Below are 17,790 nucleotides of genomic sequence, written 5' to 3'. Positions count from 1 at the left end.
GCCCCCGCGGGAGCCCTTCGGGCCCCGGGATTAATGATGATGGTGCCAGTGACGGCCGTAGACATAAGGCCCGTTGAGATCCCAGGCCATGCTCTGCATCAGCTCGGCGCTCTGCGCCCGCGATTCGGCCCGCCGGTCGAGATCGATGCGCTGCAGGCAGGTGGCAAAACCATCGGTGCCGCGCCGGAAGCCGTAGCTCAGGCACTGCCGCTCATCCGCCGCCCGCCGCTCCTCCGGCGTCATGGTCTGGCAGGCGGACAGGCCGGCGGCGAGAAGGGTGATGAGGAAGGCGATGCGCATCGGGGTATTCCTTGCTTTTCGCTGAGGAAATGCCATTCGGGTGCGGGCGTCAAGTTGGGGGAGCGTGCCCCTCATCCGCCTGCCGGCACCTTCTCCCCGCGCGCGGGGAGAAGGGGATATGCCACAACCTCTCCGTTCCCCACCAACCTCTCGAATGGCACGTCCCCTCTCCCCGTCAGAACGGGGAGAGGGTTAGGGTGAGGGGCAGCCATACGGCACAACCCACATCGTCACGCCGCCCCGGCCGGATCGCCGATCGGCAGCAGCGCCGGGTCGAGCGGCGGATCTTGCGGGTTCTTGGTATCGCCGGGGTCCTGGGCCGGCGTCAGCGGCGGTTTTTCCTGGATGCGATCGGGAATGCCGGGTGTTGGGGTCGGCCCGCGCGGCGTATCGGTCGTTGGTGTCGGGATTGGATCTCTGTTCGGCATGATGGCCTCCTTTTCGAAAAAGGAACGGCACCGCCAGAAGATGGTTCCACTTTCGCCGCCCACCTTGCTAGGCATCAAGGGCAATCCTCTGTATGAGGAGAGCCTCAAGCATGAGGACGAGCATGGCCATCCGCGATCGATTTTCGAAGAAACTGAGCTGCCCGCAATGCGGCAATGCCGGCTTTGCCGAGGCCTCGGAGATCGACGATCCCACCCGCAAGCACCCGGATTTCAAGGTCGACCAGCTGCCGCGCGGTTTTGGCGTGCAGCGCCCGTCCAATCATCAGGAGAGCTTCATGCTCAAATGCGAATGCGGCCGCAAATTTCCCTTCCGCAGCCTGGCGGAAGCGGCCGCCGAGCGGCGCTAGGTCATCGTTTCGGTATTACGCCCCAGGCTTCAGATCCGCTCCAGCAGCGCGACGAAGGCGTCGGCGAAGCGCACCAGATGGGCGGTCTCCTCATCCGGCGCCTGCATGCGGATTTCGGTGCCGGCATAATCGAGCAGCGCCAGCACGACGCGCATCTCGCTTCCGCCATCGGGAATGCGCAGCACCGCGATGCGCCGGCAATCGGCGACAAGGCCTGCGGCCGGCAGGTCGAACAGCAATTCGCCGCCCGCCCGGTTCGCCGCCTGGCGCACCACCTCGCAGAAGCCGGCATCGCCGCCGGCATACCCTTCGAGCGAAAGTTCGAGCTCGACGAGCTCCATCGGCAGCATCGGTTCGCCGTGATCGATTCCGCCAAGCGCAGACGCCTGCGGCCTTGCTGCTATCTCGGGTGAAATCATCCCGCCTCTCCTTGCCTTTAAACCGGAGATGAAACCGCGGCAGAATGACCTGTTTTTGACATATCAGCAAGGGCTCATGAATCCGGCCCGCCAGCCTCGGCCATCTCGGGCGAATTTCAGCTGATATTCCGAGACAACAGTTCCAAGTCAGCCGAATCTGCCCAGATCCGGATGATTTCAGGCCGGGCTGGCCTAGGATCTGAATCAAAGAAATAGAGCATGGTGTCGTCCGAAAACCGCTTCACACTTTTCGGCATCATGCTCTAAACAGGGATATGGCGATTTGCGTGGTCGAGGGCGCGGCGCTGACGAGCAACCGGTAAGTTTGATGGCCATCCGCTACGACCGTCCCGTTTCCAGCGCCGCCCGCGTCTCGCGGCTGCTCGGGGCATTTTCGCTGGTTCTGGCGCTGGCGGTGCTCATCGCCCATCGCTTCGGCGGGCTCGCCACCCCCTATCTCGTGCTGCTCCTGATCGCTGCCGCCGGCTTTGCGCTGCTCGCCGCGCTGTTGGCAGCCGTCGGCCTGCGCAGCCTCTGGACATCGGGCGCCGAAGGCGGGCTGGCGGCACTCGCGGCGCTGATCTACGCCGCCTTTCCGCTCGGCATCGGCGCCTTCGCCGCCGAGCGCTATATGACGCTGCCCGATATCTACGACGTCTCCACCGATCCGGTCTCCGCCCCCGACTGGCTGTCGACCCCGAAAGCCGATCAGATCTGGCTGAAGCGCAATCTCGTCACACCGGAGGATCGCGAAAAGCAGCTGGCCGCCTATCCCGAGCTGACCGGCCGGCGGTATGAGGGCGCGCTCGACCGCGTGCTGGAGGCGGTGCGCAAGGTTGCCAAGCAGAGCGGCTTTACCATCGTCAGGAGCAGCGGCACATCAGAGCCGGACCGCGACCCGGAAGACCGCCCGGCAAAACCTGGCGCCGGCGACGAGGCCGTCGCCGATGCGCCCGGCATCATCCCGGTGCCGACGCCGCGCCCCTATGACGACGATGTCGCCAAGCTGATCCGCGGCGCCAACGGCGTGACGCTGCAGGCAAGCAACCGCACGCTGATCCTCGGCCTGCGCTTCGATATCCTCATTCGCCTCCGCGAAGAGGCCGAAACCACCTTCGTCGACATCCGCGTCGCCTCCCGCTACGGCCAACACGACCTCGGCTTCAGCGCCGCGATCGCCGGCGATTGTCTGAAGGCGCTCGATGCCGAGTTGCTGGGGATTGCGGGTGGGTGAGCCGCGGTGCCGCCAAAGGCGGCAGCAATCGATCCAGTGAATCGATTGCAGTTGCGAACGCCCTGAGCCCAAAGCGAAGGGCCGGGAGAGGGTGCGGCAGGTTCAACCCAATTACGGCGCCGCAAACTCAACGATCAGCCGCCTGGCGAGACGGCGCCACGCACCACGATCAGCCCTCATCCTGAGGTGCCCCGCAGGGGCCTCGAAGGACGAGGGCGGGTGGCTTCGGTGCCCAGCCCCGTCCTTCGAGGCGTCGCCCTGCGGGCTACGCACCTCAGGATGAGGCTGGAGAGAGGGCGGCATGCACAACGATCAGCCCAAACTAGGTCGGCACGCACACTGATCGGCCCGCATCCAGGGCGACAGGCGCAACGATCAGCCCTCATCCTGAGGTGCCCCGCAGGGGCCTCGAAGGGCGAGGGCGGGTGGCTGCGGTGGCCAGCCCCGTCCTTCGAGGCTTCGCCCTCTGGGCTACGCACCTCAGGATGAGGCTGGAGAGAGGGCGTGCCATGAGGCTGGAGAGAGGGCGCGCCATGAGACTGGAGAGATGGCATGCCAGGACGCTGGAGAGAGGGCATCCCGGGTGGCCACGGCACACCGCAGAGAGGTTGGCAGGCGGCACGCACAACGATCAGCCCTCATCCTGAGGTGCCCCGCAGGGGCCTCGAAGGGCGAGGGCGGGTGGCTGGATTGCGACGGCGTTGCGAAGGTGGCCAGCCCCGTCCTTCGAGGCTTCGCCCTATGGGCTGCGCACCTCAGGATGAGGCTGGAGAGAGGTCGCCACGAGGCTGGAGAGAGGGCGCGCCGAAGGCTGGGGAGAGGGCGCGCCGCCCCTCACTCCACCACCAGCCACCCCGTATAGCGCACCACCAGCCCGGTCAGCCGCCCGCCGATCTCGACGTGGAAATGGAACCGCCCCTCACGCGCCTCCTCGAACGTCTCCCCACCCGGCGCCAGAAACAGCGGCAGCGGAATCCCGCAAAATCGCCAGCCGCGCACCACCAGCCGCAGCCTCTCCCCCTCCGGCACCAAGGCCACCAGCACCCGGAACGGGCCGAACACTTCGGTGAGCAGGTGGCGGTCGCGGCCCTTGCCCTCGAGCTGCTGGCTGTGAAAGCGCTTGCCGCCGAAATCTCGCGTCCAGATCTCCTTCTCGCCATCGGCGGCAAAGCGCACCGTGACCGGCACATCCTCGCCCGCCGGGGGAAAGCCGATCAGCCGGGCGACGATCCTCGCCAGCCACCCCCGGCCGCGCTCGACCCGCGCCCGGCCGGAGGCGGTGCGGGCGCTGCCGGCGGGCTCGCCCGCATGCATGGCTGCTATCGCCGCCGGCAGCCGCTCGAAGGCGCTGCCGAGAACCCTGTGGTAAAGCGGCAGGCCGGCGCCCTCGCTTTCCACCCGGATCCCCGATGCAATCGAGAACCGCCGGAATTCCGCCTCGAAATCTTCCAGCTGCAATTCCCCCGTCGCCGGCCGCGCGCCATTTTCCGGCCGGACGCCGCCGAGCAGCCGGCGCACCAGCGCCGCCACGCCGGTGACCGGGATGAACGGCCCGTCATCCCCCTCGGCAATCAGGTGCCAGCCGCAGGCAAGCGGCTTGCCGGCGGCATCGAGGCCGCTCAGGCGCACGAACATGCCGCCGCGGTGCTCGCCGATCGCCAGGCCGTGGCTCGCCCGCTGCATGAGCCGCGCAAACGGCGTCAGCGACGGCAGCAGCTTCCGCCGCGTGAGACCCGCCGCAAGCCCGAGCAGCCGCTGCAGCAGCTGCGGCTCGGTGCCGACCCCGGTGAAGCTCGATTGCAGGCCGGCAAAGCGGCCCGGCAGCAGCGCCAGATCCGGCGCATCGACCAGCAGGAAATTCCGGCTCTTCAGCGGCGTCACGCCGGGCGGGGCGATCGTCACCCGCATCGCCTCGATCAGTCCCGGCGCCAGCGCCGGCTGGCCCTGGCGCAGCACCGAGACCGGCTTGCCGGCATAACTCGCGATCGCTCTCACGACATTAAGCCCGATCTTCACATGCGCCGAAGGGGCAATGCCCGCCGCCACCGCATCGATCCGGGAAAACCGCGGCGCCATGACATCGAGCGCCGCGAAGGACAGCGCCGGCAGGCTGCTGAGGCCGGAGAGCGCAAAAACCCCCTTCGCTCTCGCCTCGGCATCGAGCCCGCCGATGGCGGCAACGAAGCCGGTGCTGTCGGCGAGATCGGCATAATCGATGTCGAGCCCGATGCAGGCGCGCACCACCTTGTAGGGGTCTTCCCCAAAACTCTGGAACGGCCCGGAGGCATCGATGACGAGATCCGGCCGCAGCCGCGTCAGCTGTTCGGTGAGATCGCCGTCGCGATCGAAGCGCACTGCCTGCAGCGTCGCCCCGAGATTGCTGCTTCCCAGGCCCTCGGATCCATCTTTCGGGGATCTGAGATCGGCCACGAAATCATCGGCCTTTTCGAGCGACCGCCCCCCGATCAACAGCCTGAGCCGCGGTTCATCGCCGAGCAGCCGCGCCAGCCGGCCGCCGAAGGTGCCGTAGCCGCCGATGATCAGCAGCGAGAGCCGCTCGCCGCTCATGCGATGAAACGGCTGCGCTGCTCCGCCGTCGGCACCATGCAGCTCTGCCGGCCGGCGATCTTCAGCCGGTTGCGGGCGATGAATTCATAAAGCGTATCGGCAAGGCGGCGCGGCAGCAGCCGGAAGAGCTTGACCAGCGAATAGGGAAAGCCGAGGCCGGCCACCATGCGGATCGAGCCGTCCGACTTGAAGAAGGCGCGGCCATTCTCGATGAGGATATTGGTTTCATAATCGCGCTCATTCAGCCCATAATGCCGGTAGAGCGCGGCGCCGAGCGGCGACTGGGCGGCGAGGAAGCGGTATCGCCGCTGCCTGTCGTGCTTCAGCGCGAATTTCACCCAGCCGGAGCAGAAGACGCATTCGCCATCGAAAACGATCAGCGGCTGGTCATCGGCAAAATCCGGCACATCGGCATCATCGCGATAGCTGTAAGCGGCACGCGCCATGGTAATCTCCCCATCTCACGCTTACAACAGCCGGTAGGTGGCGGCAAGAGAAGGCGGCCCATCCGCCGCGATCTCGCCGCGCTCGACGAGATCCTCGATATGGGCGAGCACGGAAAGCGCCGCCGCGCCATGCAGCTTCGGATCAGTATCGCGATAGATCGCCTTCACCATCTCGGCAATTGCGCGGTCGCCCGCCCGGATGCGCGCAAGGATCGCCCGCTCGCGCCCCAGCCGGTGCGCCTTCAGGCCCCGCAGGAAGGCGCCAGGCTGCGCCACCGGCCCGCCATGGCCGGGCAGCAGCAGGCGGTCCTGGCGCCCCATCAGCCGCTCGAGCGAGGCCATGTAATCGGCCATCGACCCATCCGGCGGTGCGACGATCGAGGTCGACCAGGCCATGACATGATCGCCGGAGAAGAGAAAGTCGCGGCCTTCGAGCGCGAAGGCGGCATGATTGGCCGTGTGCCCCGGTGTGGCCACCGATGTCAGCGCCCAGCCATCGCCGGACAGGGTCTGACCGTCACCGATCGCGATATCCGGCACGAAGGCGAGATCCGAACTTTCGGAAAAGGGATTGATCTCGCCATCCCTGAGCGGCCGTGCCGGCCGGTGCGGCCCCTGGCCCACCGTCACCGCCCCCGTTGCCGCCTGCAGCCGGCGGGCGAGCGGCGAGTGGTCGCGATGTGTGTGGCTGACGAAGATATGCGTCACCTCGCGGCCGGCAAGCGCTGCCATCAGCGCCAGATAATGCGCCTCGTCCTCCGGCCCGGGATCGATGACCGCGACCGAGGCGCCGCCGACGATATAGCTGTTGGTGCCGTAAAAGGTGAAAGGCCCGGGATTCTCAGCCGTGATCCGCTCGACCCCTGAAACCACCGGCACGGCGCGCCCATAGGCCGGCTCGAAAGCAAGGTCGAATGCGGGGCTTTCCATGAAGGCGATGATCTCGCGGCCGATGACGTCGCCCATTCCTAGCACGGCCCTTGGCACTCTGCAGCGCATAAATCTGCGCGAGGCGCAACTTAGTCATTGTGACAGACGGAGAGCTTTGCTAATCAGGCGTCGATTTGAGCCGGCGCTTTGCGCCGAAAGCTCTGGTGGGGCGTCGCCAAGCGGTAAGGCAACGGTTTTTGGTACCGTCATCCCTGGTTCGAATCCAGGCGCCCCAGCCAAATCATGTTTTGCCGAAGTTAACTGAGGCTCCCAGCTATAGCCAATCGAATCTGAATATCGAATTCCACAAACGGTCAGCGGTCAATTTTCCGTTGAGGCCATTCGCGATGTTGTCCATTCCGCGTACAAAGATGTAAATCGCGCCGAATAGGGCGGTGATACCGCCTATCTGGTCTGGCCTGATTGAAAAGTCGTCGAAAAGCGCGCTTGCCGGTGTAAAGTAGGCAATGCTAGCGATTACGGCGATCGCAAATAATATCTCTATAAGGCCATAGGCAATTCTGAAGTTCGTTCTAAGCCAGTAGAGTATAACTGACAACAAGATGCCGCCAACGGCGAACGCAATACGGCTGAGGGTGTCGCGATACGGGACCCAAAAACCGCTAGCGAGGGCGGTACTACGAAGCTCAATTAACGACCAGCAATAGATTAGGCCGACCACCGAGAAAACTACCGTTCCTAAAAATTGCTTGTTTTTTAAAGTCACATTCACCTCCAAAAACCTACACGCTTATCGTGCATGGCAGGCAATAACGCGCCAATCCTTACGACTCAGTGAAGTCAATGAGCGAGTCCGTCGATTAGATTCGAAGCGGAGGAACCAATGACGATTTTAACCGCCACTTCAAAGCAAATGGAAGATCAGGCGCGCGATAGCGGGGCAATAGCTCTGGTTTGCTTCTGTGACATCACGGGTCACTCTTCTCTGCAACCTGAACCAGTGATATGCAAATAGAGGGTGACTTATTTTCAGATATCTGAGGGGGCTATGGGTTTCTGGGGCTGGTTCTGGCTAATAGTTGTTGTAGTCGTTGGCTTAGGTATATTGATGGCATGGGCCGATAGCGAGAAGGCGAAAGCGCAAGGAAACGCACTTGCGGCTATCCCAGATTTTCAACCCACCGTAATTTTTAAAGGTATGTTCGGAAGCGCCGGCCTCGCACTCGACCCCACACACAACAAGTTCGCCATATCCCATGGCCCGCACAACACGAAGGTCTTCAATTTCAGTGATTTGGTTGGCGTCGAAGTGCTGCGTAATGGGTCGTCAGTCCACAGAACAAATCGTGGTAGCCAAGTTGCCGGCGCGGCTGTCGGCGCTGTCTTACTCGGGCCAGTCGGGCTGCTGCTGGGCGGTCTGACAGGTTCTAAGAGGTCGATTGAAAAGGTCGACCGTCTTTCCCTCAAGATTTTCACCAACGACCTAGTAAATCCAACGCATGAAATTGTGTTTTTGAACGCGCCGGGGTCGAAACCAGATTCTATGGCCGTCAAGTTGGCCTCTCAGGAGCTCGATAATTGGCATGGTCGGTTTCAGACGATTCTCGCGATGAGTAATCGCGTCGGTAAATCGGGTTGAAACTCTTCCGAATGAGTCCTGAGCTTGCGCTCTAGGGTTATCTCTCCAGGCTGCAATTATCGCATTAATTTTTGGCTGCACTCTTTGCCTCGCCTCCAAGCGATTCACGCCGACCAGAAGCATCTGGTCATAGTCGTCATGGAGTGGCGAAGCACGTTCTGCATTGTAATACCCACTGCCTTACCTATCGATGCTCCTTTCCAATCCTTCTTGCTAAATTCGGCAACAAAGAAGGCAACCGCGAAATCGGGGCAGCGGGGATGCTGGCGCCGAAGATGCTTCGCGATATTTTGAGGGGAAGAACTTCGTCATGGTAACGCGAGAAAAGGCACGTCGAAGCGGGCCAGTCCATCCCTTAAACATCACCCTCGTCGGGGAGCCGGATGCCGTTGACTGTCGCCTCGCTTGTGAATGTGACGTTAACTTTAGCGCCGGGAAAGCTGACTAACGATTTTTCGGCCGTGCCGGCAGCCAGGATCTGATCGACCACGTAATCCGGCACTTGTCCACAAACGCGCGGGTCGACCTTCAAAGCGGATGCCATCTGCCGCTGAACCGCACCGGCCTCGCATATTCAGCTGGCAGAATGCCAGAGTTCGCCCGGAGTTTTTCCGCGGTGGACCAAAGTTTTTCTGAAATCGTCTTGAGATCAGAAGCCATTGTCTTTTCAATTCTAATTTGTAGGGTGGCATGTGTAACAGCGAAGCAGCGAAGCGGGCAAGTCGGTTCCGTCTCACGATCTTCGACGAGATGAAACAAGAAAACTGTCCGAAACTGAAGCGCTATGACGATACCTGATTACCAGTCACCTATGCTCCCCGTCCTCCGCCTAGCTGCAGAAGGCGAAACCCGGGCGCCTGAGGCTGCCGATAAGATCGCCCATCAGCTTGGCCTTTCCGATGCGGAGCGGCAGGAAATGCTGCCGAGCGGTCGGCAGCGCGTGCTGCACAATCGCATTCATTGGGCAAAGTCGTACATGTCCAAAGCGGGTTTGATCGATACTCCAGCGCGCGGGCGCTTTGTGGCTAGTGAGGCCGGGCGCAAACTGCTCGAAACCAATCCGGCCACCATTAATGTTGAAACTCTCAAAGCTTATCCCGCCTTCATGGAGTTCTACGCAGCCAGCAATGCTGGCCCTGTCAGTTTGGACGAAGCACCTGCCGGTGTCGGACCGAAGATCGAGGGAACAACTTCTGCGACGCCGGAGGAGCAAATCGATGCCGCTCAGGCCGTCTTGCATCAGGCGTTGAAAACCGATCTGCTGCAACGCATCCTGGCCCAAAGCCCGACCTTCTTTGAGCGCGCCATTGTCGACCTGCTTGTGGCCATGGGCTATGGTGGCAGCCATGAAGATGCGGCCCGCCGTCTGGGCAAGACTGGTGATGGTGGCATTGACGGTGTGATTGATGAGGATCGCCTTGGCCTCGACCGCATTTATGTCCAGGCAAAGCGCTATGCGCCGCATATTGGGGTCGGCCGGCCAGAGGTACAGGCCTTCGTTGGCAGTCTCGTTGGCTTCGGCGCATTGAAGGGCGTTTTCGTCACTACATCCAGCTTCAGTACGCCAGCCATGGACTTTGTTCGCCATCTTCCTCAGCGCATCGTACTGATCGACGGTGATCGCCTCGCCGACCTGATGATCGAACACGGCGTCGGTGTCCGCGTTGCCCGGACGGTGGAAGTAAAGCGATTGGATGAGGACTTCTTCATTGAAGAGTGAGCCTTTCCTCGCCCTTTTGTAAGCAGGCTTGACCTCACCGGCGCTCTTCAAACAGCCGAACCCCCGTCAAATCCTCCAGCCTTCCCACCAACGCATCCTGAAACCCGGCATCACCCACCTCGTCGGCCGCCTCCCGCCGCTGCCGATGATACCAATACCCGCCGCTGACCCTGGCGGCACCATCATCGCTCGTCGCCAGCCACGTCTGCGTGAGATGCCCCATCTCAAGATCATCCGGCGCGCCGACGCCGCCCATCTTGGTCGGCACCCAGCCGGGGTCGACGGCGTTGCTGAAGACATCCGGCCAGTGGCGGGCCAGCGCGGCGGCGAGGGTGGCGATGTAGAGCTTGCTTTCCGAATAGGCCTGGCTGGCGTTCCATGGCCGCCGCTTCCAGTCGATATCGTCAAGGGTGCTGCCACCGCTGCGGTGCATGCCGCTCGTGAGATAGATCAGGCGGTGGGGCCGCGTGATCCAGGCGGTGAGGAGATAGGGAGCGAGCAGGTTGACCGCCAGCGTCTTGGCGTGGCCCTCGGGCGTTTCGCCGCGGCTGCGCTCGAGGTAGATGCCGGCATTGTGGATGACGGCGTCCATGCGGCCGATGGCGTTGACCTGTTCGGCGATGGAGCGCGTCTCGGCGGCGCTGGCGAGATCGCCGATGACGAGGCAGAGGGCGGCGGCTGAGGTGTCTGCGGTGGCGGCGGCGCGCTCGCGGGAGCGGGCGTGGAGGACGACGTCATGGCCTTGGCTGATGAGGGTGCGGGCGGCGGCAAGCCCGGGGCCATCGGTGGAACCGGTGATGAAGATGCGGCTCATGGGGTTTCCTTTCGCGGGCGGCGTGGTGGGGGGCAGAGTGCTTGGCTGTGGGTCCTCGGGTCAAGCCCGAGGGCGACGGAGGGTGGGGGAAGCCTTTCTGCAAAACCCACCCGCTGGCCAAGCGCTTCCGCGGATTTCGCTAGCAGATGCCACCAGCCGAAGGGAGTGCGTGGCAGCGTCGCGCCACCGGCGTCGACTTCCGGTTGCGCCGGTCAGCGTGAATCGCGCCGCCGGCCCGACAGCAGCCGTGGTGTCACAGCCTCAGTGCCGGCAATCAATATTATCTGACCGATACTGAGGCATGATCGCAAAACCCAGAACCGACCTTCTCGACGCGGCCGCTGATGTCCCGCTAGAGCATGATGCCGAAAAGTGTGAGCGGTTTTCGGGCGACATCATGCTCTAACTCTTTAATTTAGAACAGGATTCAGATTTTAGCCGACCGGGCCTAAAATCATCCTGTTCTAGGATTGAGTGAGAATCACCAAGGTCTCCGGCAATACTCCGTCATACTCCATGGCTTCAGCCGCTTGCTTGGACTTCATAAATTCCTCCAGGCGGCCCATGTCGGGAACGTCCATGACCAGGCCAACCCGGTTGGACGCTTGTGGATCGACAAACGTACGAATGTTTGTGCAGCCGAGGGGCTCGAAAACCTCTTTGCGGCGCGGTGAAGTGAGCCAATGTTTTACGTCTTTGACGTCGTGATAGGCCAATATGGTAGGCATAGCATCCTCCTCTCAAAGCCAAAGAGAACACTACGCCGCGATTCATCGCATTGATATTACCCGGATGGGCGGGGCGCATCGTCGTCAGCCATTCATGCTGACCTTAATTGGCACCGGGCACGGATCCTCGGGTCAAGCCCGAGGACGACGGAGGGTGGGGGAGCGTTTCCGCCAAACTCACCGCGGCCGCACTCACGCGTCCGCTTCCCTTCGCCGCTCCGCTCCCGCCGCAATCGTCACCACCAGCTCGTCCACCTCGCGCGCCAGTCTTTCCAGCGGCAATCCCACGAAGCGTCCCTCCAGGCTGATGCTGACCACCCCGTGGACGGCGCCGAAGAGGGTGCGGGCGCGGATGGCGCGGTCTTCAGGCGGCATGTCGGGCTGCAGTTCGGCGAGCGGTTCGGCGATTACGTCCATCAGGAAGAGGTGTTCGTCGAGGTGCCATTGCGGCGTCGGGCTGGTGTCGGGGGGGAAGTGGTCGAACAGCGCCTTCCAGAGGTTGCGGTGCTCGACGGCGAAGGCGAGGTAGCCCTGGGCGAGGTTGCGCAGCCGATCGGTCGGGCTTTTGTCGCGGGCTTCGGGGAGCGTCAGCCTGGCTTCCAGCGCCTTCAGCGTCGACGAGTTGACGTGGATGACGAGCTCGGCGAGGTCGGTAAAGGCGGTGTATAGGCCGCCCAGCGCGCAGCCGGCGTCCTGGGTGATGTCGCGGGCGCGCAGATTACCAAGCCCGTCGCGGGCGATGCGCTCGCGCGCCGCCTCCATCAGCCGCGCCTTCAAATCCTCGCGTTTTTCTTCTCGCCTGCCGGCCATTCACCATTCCACTTCGATTTTTTGAACGACGTTCAAAAATTATCTTGAGCGTCGTTCATGATTCTGCCATAACAGCACTCGTGAACAACGTTCATAAACCGGAGGCAAGAAATGTTCAAACTGATTTCTATTCTCTTGCGGGGCAGGGCGCATGATGCCGAGCAGGCCTTTGCCGATCGCCACGCCGTGCCGCTGCTTTCCCAGCAGATCCGCGATGCCGCTCAGGCGATCCAGTCGGCGCGCCGCAGCGTCGCCGTCGCCATCGCCCAGAACGAGCAGGAAAAGGCGCAGCATCAGACGATCCTCAGCCGTATCGCCGATTTGGAGAGCCGCGCCTGCGCGGCGCTCGATAAGGGCAATGAGGGCCTGGCCCGCGAGGCGGCCGAGGCGATCGCCTTTCTCGAAGCCGAGCGTGATGCTTCGGTGGCGGCGCAAGCCCAGTTCACGACATCGATCGGCAAGCTGAAAGCAATCGTGCGCTCGGCCGAGGCGCGGCTGCAGGAGCTGCAGCGCGGCGAGCGGCTGGCGCGCGCCACCGAGCAGGCGCAGAAGCTCGATGTCGTCGTCGCCGGCCCTGGCCTTGCCACCCTCGACGAGGCCGAGGAGACGCTGGCGCGGCTGCGCCTGCGCCAGAGCCAGAACGAGCTGACGGCGGCCGCACTGAAGGACATGGAAAGCACGACCCGGCCGGCCGGCATCATCGAGAAGCTCGCCAATGCCGGCTGCGGCGCGCCGCTCAGCTCATCGGGCGATGACGTGCTTGCCCGGCTGAAGAGCCGCATCACCCCGGCCGCCTGATCTCATCCAACCATTCACCCCTAAAAATTGAAGGGTCACGACAATGAACGACAGTTTCCAGAAACACTCCGCCAGCTGGGTCAGCTTCTCCTACATCTCCTTCGGCGCCGCCGCCTTCATGCTGGTGCTCGGCCTTTACATGATGCCGCTCGATCTGTGGGGCAAAGGCTATCTCGCCATGGGCATATTGATGCTGGTGCAGACCACGGTGAACATCACCAAGACGCTGCGCGACAATGCCGAATCCGAGAAGCTGATCCGCAAGGTCGAGGATGCCCGCACGGAAAAACTGCTCGTCAAATTCAATCGTTGCGATGAAGATTGATCTTCCTTAACCACAGCGCAGAGTTGTTGCCGCATTCAACCAATGGGTAACAACTCTGTGGCCTTCTCTGCGAGCCTAAAGAAGGACTCCCGCCGTGCAACACAATCTGATGACGTCTAGAAAATTCGCGCCGCTGTTCTGGACCCAGTTCCTCACGGCCTTCAACGACAATTTTCTGAAGAACACGCTGGTGTTCCTCATTCTCTTCAAGATGTCGGCCAGCGAAGGCGCCGCGCTGGTGACGCTTGCTGGCGTCATCCTCATCGTGCCCTTCCTGCTGCTTTCGGCGCTCGGCGGCGAGCTGGCCGACAAACACGACAAGGCGAAGGTTGCCGAACTCTTGAAACGCTGCGAGATCGGCATTGCCGCACTGGCCGTCGTCGGCCTCGCCTTCTCCTCCATCTTTGTGCTGATGGCGGCGCTCTTCGGCTTCGGCGTCATCTCGGCGCTGTTCGGGCCGATCAAATACGGCATCCTGCCCGATCATCTCGAGCGCCGCGACCTGCCGAAGGCCAATGCCTGGATCGAGGGCGGCACCTTCATCGCCATCCTCGCCGGCACGATCATCGCCGCTTTGGCTTTTTCGAGCGGCGACAATGTGCTGCTGTTCGGCTCGATGATGATGGGGCTGTCGCTGCTCTGCTGGCTGGCGAGCCGGATGATCCCGCCCACCGGCTCCAAGGCGCCGGATCTTGAGATCGACCGCAATGTCATCCGCTCCAGCTACACCCTCGTCCGGGAAATCCGCGAGGACAAGCGGCTGTGGCGTTCGGCGCTGATGAACTGCTGGTTCTGGCTGGTCGGCGCCTTCGTGCTGTCGATCCTGCCGACCATGGTGACCGAGCTGCTCGGCGGCTCCGAGCTGGTCGTTCCCGCCTATCTCACCGTCTTCGCCATTGCCGTCGCCGTCGGCTCCGGCATTGCCGCCTGGATGTCGTCGGGCCGCATCGTGCTGCTGCCGGCCCCTGTCGGCACGGCGCTGCTCGGCCTCTTCAGCCTCGATCTCGCCTGGAACCTCTGGGGCCTGGCCTCGGCTGCCCATGCGACGACGATCCTCGATTTCTTCGCCGGTCAGAATACCATCCGCGTCGCCATCGATCTCGCCGGCATGGCGATTTCGGGCGCCTTCATCGCCGTGCCCACTTTCGCCGCGCTGCAGACCTGGGCGCATGAGGACCGCCGCGCCCGTGTCATCGGTGCGGCCAACGTGCTCTCGGCGCTGTTCATCACCATCGGCCTCGGCCTCGTCGCCGTCATCCAGGCGCTCGGCGCCTCCATCCCGCAGATTCTGATCGGCCTCGGCATTCTCAATTTCGCCGTCGCCTGGCTGATGCTGAAGACGCTGCCGACCAATCCCTTCCGCGATTTCATCTCGATCCTGTTCCGCGCCTTCATGCGCCTCGAGGTCGAGGGGCTGGAGAATATCAAGAAGGCCGGCCGCGCGCCGATCATTGCGCTCAACCATGTCAGCCTGCTCGATGGCGCCCTGGCGCTCGCCATCACCGAGGAGGAGCCGACCTTCGCCGTCGATTACAAGATCGCCCAGGCCTGGTGGGTGCGGCCCTTCCTCAAAATGTGCAAATTCCTGCCGCTCGACCCGACCAAGCCGATGGCGACCCGTTCGCTGATCAAGGTGGTGCAGGACGGCAGCCCGATCGGCATCTTCCCCGAGGGCCGGCTGACGGTGACGGGAACGCTGATGAAGGTCTATGACGGCGCCGCCATGGTCGCGGACAAAACCGGCTCGATGGTGGTGCCGGTCAAGATCGACGGGCTGGAGAAGAGCTATCTCTCCTATCTCGATAACGGCAAGATCCGCCGCCGGCTGTTCCCCAAGGTCAAGGTCACCATTCTCGAGCCGGTAAAGCTCGAAGTGCCGGCCGAGCTCAAGGGCCGCAAGCGCCGCACGGCGGCCGGGGCCGCGCTCTATCAGGTGATGTCGAACCTGTTGTTTCAGACCGCCGATACCTCGTCGACCGTTCTCGGTCGCGTCATCCAGGCGGCCCAGGAATTCGGCATGAAAAAGCTCGCCGTCGAGGATCCGGTCACCGGCAGCCTCACCTATGGCAAGCTGCTGACGGGTGCCGCCGTGCTCGGCGCCAAGTTCCGCGCCCGCTTCCCGGAGGCAAATATCGGCGTCATGCTGCCGAATGCCAATGGCGCCGCCGCCACCATTCTCGGCGTCGTGAGCGCAGGCAAGGTGCCGGCCATGCTGAACTTCACCGCGGGTGCGGCCAATATCCTCTCCGCCTGCAGGGCTGCCGAGGTGAAACATGTGCTGACCTCGCGCGCCTTCGTCGCCCAGGCCAAGCTCGGCCCTGTCGTCGAGGAACTGCAAAAGCAGGTGACGATCGTCTGGCTCGATGATCTGAGAGCCGAGATCGGCGCGCTCGACAAGATCCGCGGGCTGCTGCGCAAGGGCCGGCCGCTGGTGAAGCGCCGGCCGGACGATCCGGCCGTCATCCTCTTCACCTCGGGCTCGGAGGGCACGCCGAAGGGCGTGGTGCTGACCCACCGCAACATCCTGTCGAACGCCGCCCAGGCCGCCGCCCGTATCGATTTCCACAGCGGCGACAAGGTGTTCAACATCCTGCCGGTCTTCCATTCCTTCGGGCTGACGGCCGGCACCGTGCTGCCGCTGATCTCGGGCGTGCCGGTCTATTTCTATCCGTCGCCGCTGCATTACCGCATCGTGCCGGAGCTGATCTATGTCTCCAACGCCACGATCATCTTCGGCACCGATACCTTCCTCAACGGTTATGCCAGGACGGCGCATCCGTATGATTTCCGCTCGATCCGCTATATCTTCTCCGGCGCCGAGCCGGTGAAGGCCTCGACCCGCCACACCTATATGGAAAAATTCGGCCTGCGCATCTTGGAAGGCTATGGCGTCACCGAGACGGCGCCTGTTATTTCCATCAACACGCCGATGTACAACCGCTCCGGCACGGTCGGCAAAATCCTGCCGGGTATGGAGTGGAAGCTCGAACCGGTGCCCGGCCTCGATGAGGGCGGAAGGCTGCATGTGCGCGGCGCCAATGTCATGGCCGGCTATCTGCGTGCCGAAAAGCCCGGCGTGCTCGAGCCGCTCGCCGACGGCTGGCACGACACCGGCGACATCGTCACCATCGACGAGGACGGCTTCGTCAAGATCCGCGGCCGCGCCAAGCGCTTCGCCAAGATCGGCGGCGAAATGATCTCCCTCGCCGCCGTCGAAACGCTGGCTGCCGAACTCTGGCCGGGCGCGCTCTCGGTCGTCTCCTCGCTCCCCGACCCCAAGAAGGGCGAGCGCCTGGTGCTGCTCACCGAAGCCGAAACCGCCACCCGCGCCGAATTCCTCGCCTTCGCCAAATCGAAGGGCGCCATGGACATGATGGTGCCGGCCGAGGTCACCATCGGCAAGGTGCCGGTGCTGGGATCCGGCAAGGTCGATTTCGTTGCGGCACGCAAGCTGGCGGAGAGTGTGGCTGAGAAGGGGGAGGCGGCGTAGGCCGGCAGGACAGAGGGGGGCCGGCCCGGCGTGCCCTCTCTTCAGCTTTATGGCGCGCCCTCTCTCCAGCCTCATCCTGAGGCGCGCAGCCCGCAGGGCGGAGCCTCGAAGGACGGGGCTGGCCACCTTGCTGATGCCGTGGCAATCCAGCCACCCGCCCTCGCCCTTCGAGGCCCCTGCGGGGCACCTCAGGCTGAGGGCTGATCGTTGTGCGTGCCGTCCTGGGTGAGGGCTGATCGTTGTGTGGGCTGCCCTCTCCTCCCTCATTCCTGTGCTTGTCATAGGAATCCAGCCACCGCGCGTCGGCGCGGTGAATGACTCATATGACCTGAAGAGCGTCTCCCGCGCCCAAGGACTTGGGCGCACTGGATTCCTGTGACATCCCTCGGGCAAAGCCCTGAGGACACAGGAATGAGGGAGGTTGGGGGGCGCCTCCAGCCAATCTCGTCCCTTGTCGGGGAGATGTCAGGCAGGACAGAGGGGGGCCGGCCCGGCGTGCCCTCTCTTCAGCTTTATGGCGCGCCCTCTCTCCAGCCTCATCCTGAGGCGCGCAGCCCGCAGGGCGGAGCCTCGAAGGACGGGGGCTGGCCACCTTGCCGATGCCGTGGCAATCCTGCCACCCGCCCTCGTCCTTCGAGGCCCCTGCGGGGCGCCTCAGCAACCGTGTTGTTGCGGCTCGTTCCAGGGCGTTTGTCTTTTGAGGATAGTGTTGATCATGATGATGAGCTTTCGCATGGCGGCGACGATGGCGACCTTGGGCGGTTTGCCGGCGTCGCGCAGCCGCTTGTGAAAGGCCTTGATGGTCGGGCTGC

At 63.3% G+C, this 17,790-nt stretch carries 18 protein-coding genes, 1 tRNA gene and 1 pseudogene; 8 read left to right on the top strand and 12 right to left on the bottom strand.

The features are described 5' to 3' along the window. Positions 1–30 precede the first annotated feature (30 nt). Both EFD56_RS30295 and EFD56_RS30290 read right to left on the bottom strand, forming a co-directional pair. On the bottom strand, positions 31–300 hold the full coding sequence (locus tag EFD56_RS30295; RefSeq protein WP_164736883.1) for a hypothetical protein: 270 nt from the start codon (positions 298–300) through the stop codon (positions 31–33). Positions 301–530: 230 nt separating this feature from the next. After that, a complete protein-coding gene (locus tag EFD56_RS30290) occupies positions 531–728 on the bottom strand; it encodes a hypothetical protein (RefSeq protein WP_029531594.1) in 198 nt (65 codons plus the stop codon). A gap of 122 nt (positions 729–850) precedes the next feature. Here EFD56_RS30290 and EFD56_RS30285 point away from each other — a divergent pair, with 122 nt between their 5' ends. Beyond that, the gene (locus EFD56_RS30285; RefSeq protein ID WP_126907040.1) at positions 851–1,096 is read left to right on the top strand and encodes a hypothetical protein; all 246 of its coding nucleotides are present in this window, start codon (positions 851–853) and stop codon (positions 1,094–1,096) included. A gap of 29 nt (positions 1,097–1,125) precedes the next feature. Here EFD56_RS30285 and EFD56_RS30280 read toward each other — a convergent pair whose 3' ends face one another. Next, positions 1,126–1,515 (bottom strand): hypothetical protein, encoded by a 390-nt coding sequence (locus EFD56_RS30280; protein ID WP_126907028.1) that lies wholly within the window; start codon positions 1,513–1,515, stop codon positions 1,126–1,128. Positions 1,516–1,843: 328 nt separating this feature from the next. Here EFD56_RS30280 and EFD56_RS30275 point away from each other — a divergent pair, with 328 nt between their 5' ends. Next, positions 1,844–2,749 carry a DUF1499 domain-containing protein gene (locus EFD56_RS30275; protein WP_126907027.1) on the top strand — a complete coding sequence of 302 codons (906 nt, stop codon included), beginning with the start codon at positions 1,844–1,846 and terminating at the stop codon, positions 2,747–2,749. An 834-nt stretch (positions 2,750–3,583) separates the two neighbouring features. Here the strand turns inward: EFD56_RS30275 and EFD56_RS30270 are convergent. The 3 genes from EFD56_RS30270 to EFD56_RS30260 are packed head-to-tail and all read right to left on the bottom strand — an operon-like array spanning position 3,584 to position 6,693. Further along, on the bottom strand, positions 3,584–5,317 hold the full coding sequence (locus EFD56_RS30270) for a saccharopine dehydrogenase family protein (RefSeq protein WP_126907026.1): 1,734 nt from the start codon (positions 5,315–5,317) through the stop codon (positions 3,584–3,586). Then, positions 5,314–5,763 carry a thiol-disulfide oxidoreductase DCC family protein gene (locus EFD56_RS30265; RefSeq protein WP_126907025.1) on the bottom strand — a complete coding sequence of 150 codons (450 nt, stop codon included), beginning with the start codon at positions 5,761–5,763 and terminating at the stop codon, positions 5,314–5,316. The genes EFD56_RS30270 and EFD56_RS30265 overlap by 4 nt, the downstream gene beginning before the upstream one ends. A gap of 21 nt (positions 5,764–5,784) precedes the next feature. Next, complete coding sequence (locus tag EFD56_RS30260) at positions 5,785–6,693, bottom strand: MBL fold metallo-hydrolase (protein ID WP_126907039.1); 909 nt, start codon at positions 6,691–6,693, stop codon at positions 5,785–5,787. A 165-nt stretch (positions 6,694–6,858) separates the two neighbouring features. Here EFD56_RS30260 and EFD56_RS30255 point away from each other — a divergent pair. After that, positions 6,859–6,932: transfer RNA gene (locus EFD56_RS30255), tRNA-Gln, on the top strand. 35 nt (positions 6,933–6,967) lie between these two features. On the opposite strand, the gene EFD56_RS30250 is transcribed toward EFD56_RS30255, so the two are convergent. Beyond that, the gene (locus tag EFD56_RS30250) at positions 6,968–7,420 is read right to left on the bottom strand and encodes a hypothetical protein (protein ID WP_126907024.1); all 453 of its coding nucleotides are present in this window, start codon (positions 7,418–7,420) and stop codon (positions 6,968–6,970) included. A gap of 282 nt (positions 7,421–7,702) precedes the next feature. Here EFD56_RS30250 and EFD56_RS30245 point away from each other — a divergent pair, with 282 nt between their 5' ends. Beyond that, positions 7,703–8,293 carry a hypothetical protein gene (locus EFD56_RS30245; RefSeq protein WP_126907023.1) on the top strand — a complete coding sequence of 197 codons (591 nt, stop codon included), beginning with the start codon at positions 7,703–7,705 and terminating at the stop codon, positions 8,291–8,293. 355 nt (positions 8,294–8,648) lie between these two features. On the opposite strand, the gene EFD56_RS30235 is transcribed toward EFD56_RS30245, so the two are convergent. Further along, positions 8,649–8,837 (bottom strand): hypothetical protein, encoded by a 189-nt coding sequence (locus EFD56_RS30235; RefSeq protein ID WP_126907022.1) that lies wholly within the window; start codon positions 8,835–8,837, stop codon positions 8,649–8,651. A gap of 240 nt (positions 8,838–9,077) precedes the next feature. Between EFD56_RS30235 and EFD56_RS30225 the strand changes: the two genes are divergently transcribed. Further along, a complete protein-coding gene (locus EFD56_RS30225) occupies positions 9,078–10,013 on the top strand; it encodes a restriction endonuclease (protein ID WP_126907020.1) in 936 nt (311 codons plus the stop codon). A 34-nt stretch (positions 10,014–10,047) separates the two neighbouring features. Here the strand turns inward: EFD56_RS30225 and EFD56_RS30220 are convergent, their stop codons facing one another. The 3 genes from EFD56_RS30220 to EFD56_RS30210 form a co-directional block, all read right to left on the bottom strand. Beyond that, positions 10,048–10,827 carry an SDR family NAD(P)-dependent oxidoreductase gene (locus EFD56_RS30220; protein WP_126907019.1) on the bottom strand — a complete coding sequence of 260 codons (780 nt, stop codon included), beginning with the start codon at positions 10,825–10,827 and terminating at the stop codon, positions 10,048–10,050. Positions 10,828–11,291: 464 nt separating this feature from the next. Continuing rightward, positions 11,292–11,555, bottom strand: a complete 264-nt coding sequence (locus tag EFD56_RS30215) for a hypothetical protein (protein ID WP_012482989.1) — start codon at positions 11,553–11,555, stop codon at positions 11,292–11,294. A gap of 192 nt (positions 11,556–11,747) precedes the next feature. Further along, positions 11,748–12,365, bottom strand: coding sequence for a TetR/AcrR family transcriptional regulator (locus EFD56_RS30210; protein ID WP_126907018.1), 618 nt, complete (start codon positions 12,363–12,365; stop codon positions 11,748–11,750). A 111-nt stretch (positions 12,366–12,476) separates the two neighbouring features. On the opposite strand from EFD56_RS30210, the gene EFD56_RS30205 reads away from it, so the two are divergent. The 3 genes from EFD56_RS30205 to EFD56_RS30195 all read left to right on the top strand — a co-directional run bounded on the left by EFD56_RS30205 (position 12,477) and on the right by EFD56_RS30195 (position 16,978). Then, positions 12,477–13,163: a PspA/IM30 family protein gene (locus EFD56_RS30205; protein WP_126907017.1), complete on the top strand. Its 687-nt coding sequence runs from the start codon at positions 12,477–12,479 to the stop codon at positions 13,161–13,163. A gap of 43 nt (positions 13,164–13,206) precedes the next feature. Beyond that, positions 13,207–13,488 (top strand): YiaA/YiaB family inner membrane protein, encoded by a 282-nt coding sequence (locus EFD56_RS30200; protein WP_126907016.1) that lies wholly within the window; start codon positions 13,207–13,209, stop codon positions 13,486–13,488. A gap of 94 nt (positions 13,489–13,582) precedes the next feature. Then, entirely contained in the window at positions 13,583–16,978 is a 3,396-nt protein-coding gene (locus EFD56_RS30195) for an acyl-[ACP]--phospholipid O-acyltransferase (RefSeq protein WP_126907015.1), read from the top strand. Positions 16,979–17,632: 654 nt separating this feature from the next. On the opposite strand, the pseudogene EFD56_RS33330 reads toward EFD56_RS30195, so the two are convergent. Then, positions 17,633–17,790 (bottom strand): annotated as a pseudogene (locus tag EFD56_RS33330) (IS110 family transposase); the annotation flags it as partial.

Origin of the sequence: Rhizobium phaseoli (assembly GCF_003985125.1) — a bacterium.
Classification (GTDB): domain Bacteria; phylum Pseudomonadota; class Alphaproteobacteria; order Rhizobiales; family Rhizobiaceae; genus Rhizobium; species Rhizobium phaseoli.
The sequence above is the reverse complement of the archived record's forward strand: the minus strand, read 5'-3'. Positions and strand labels throughout refer to the sequence as shown.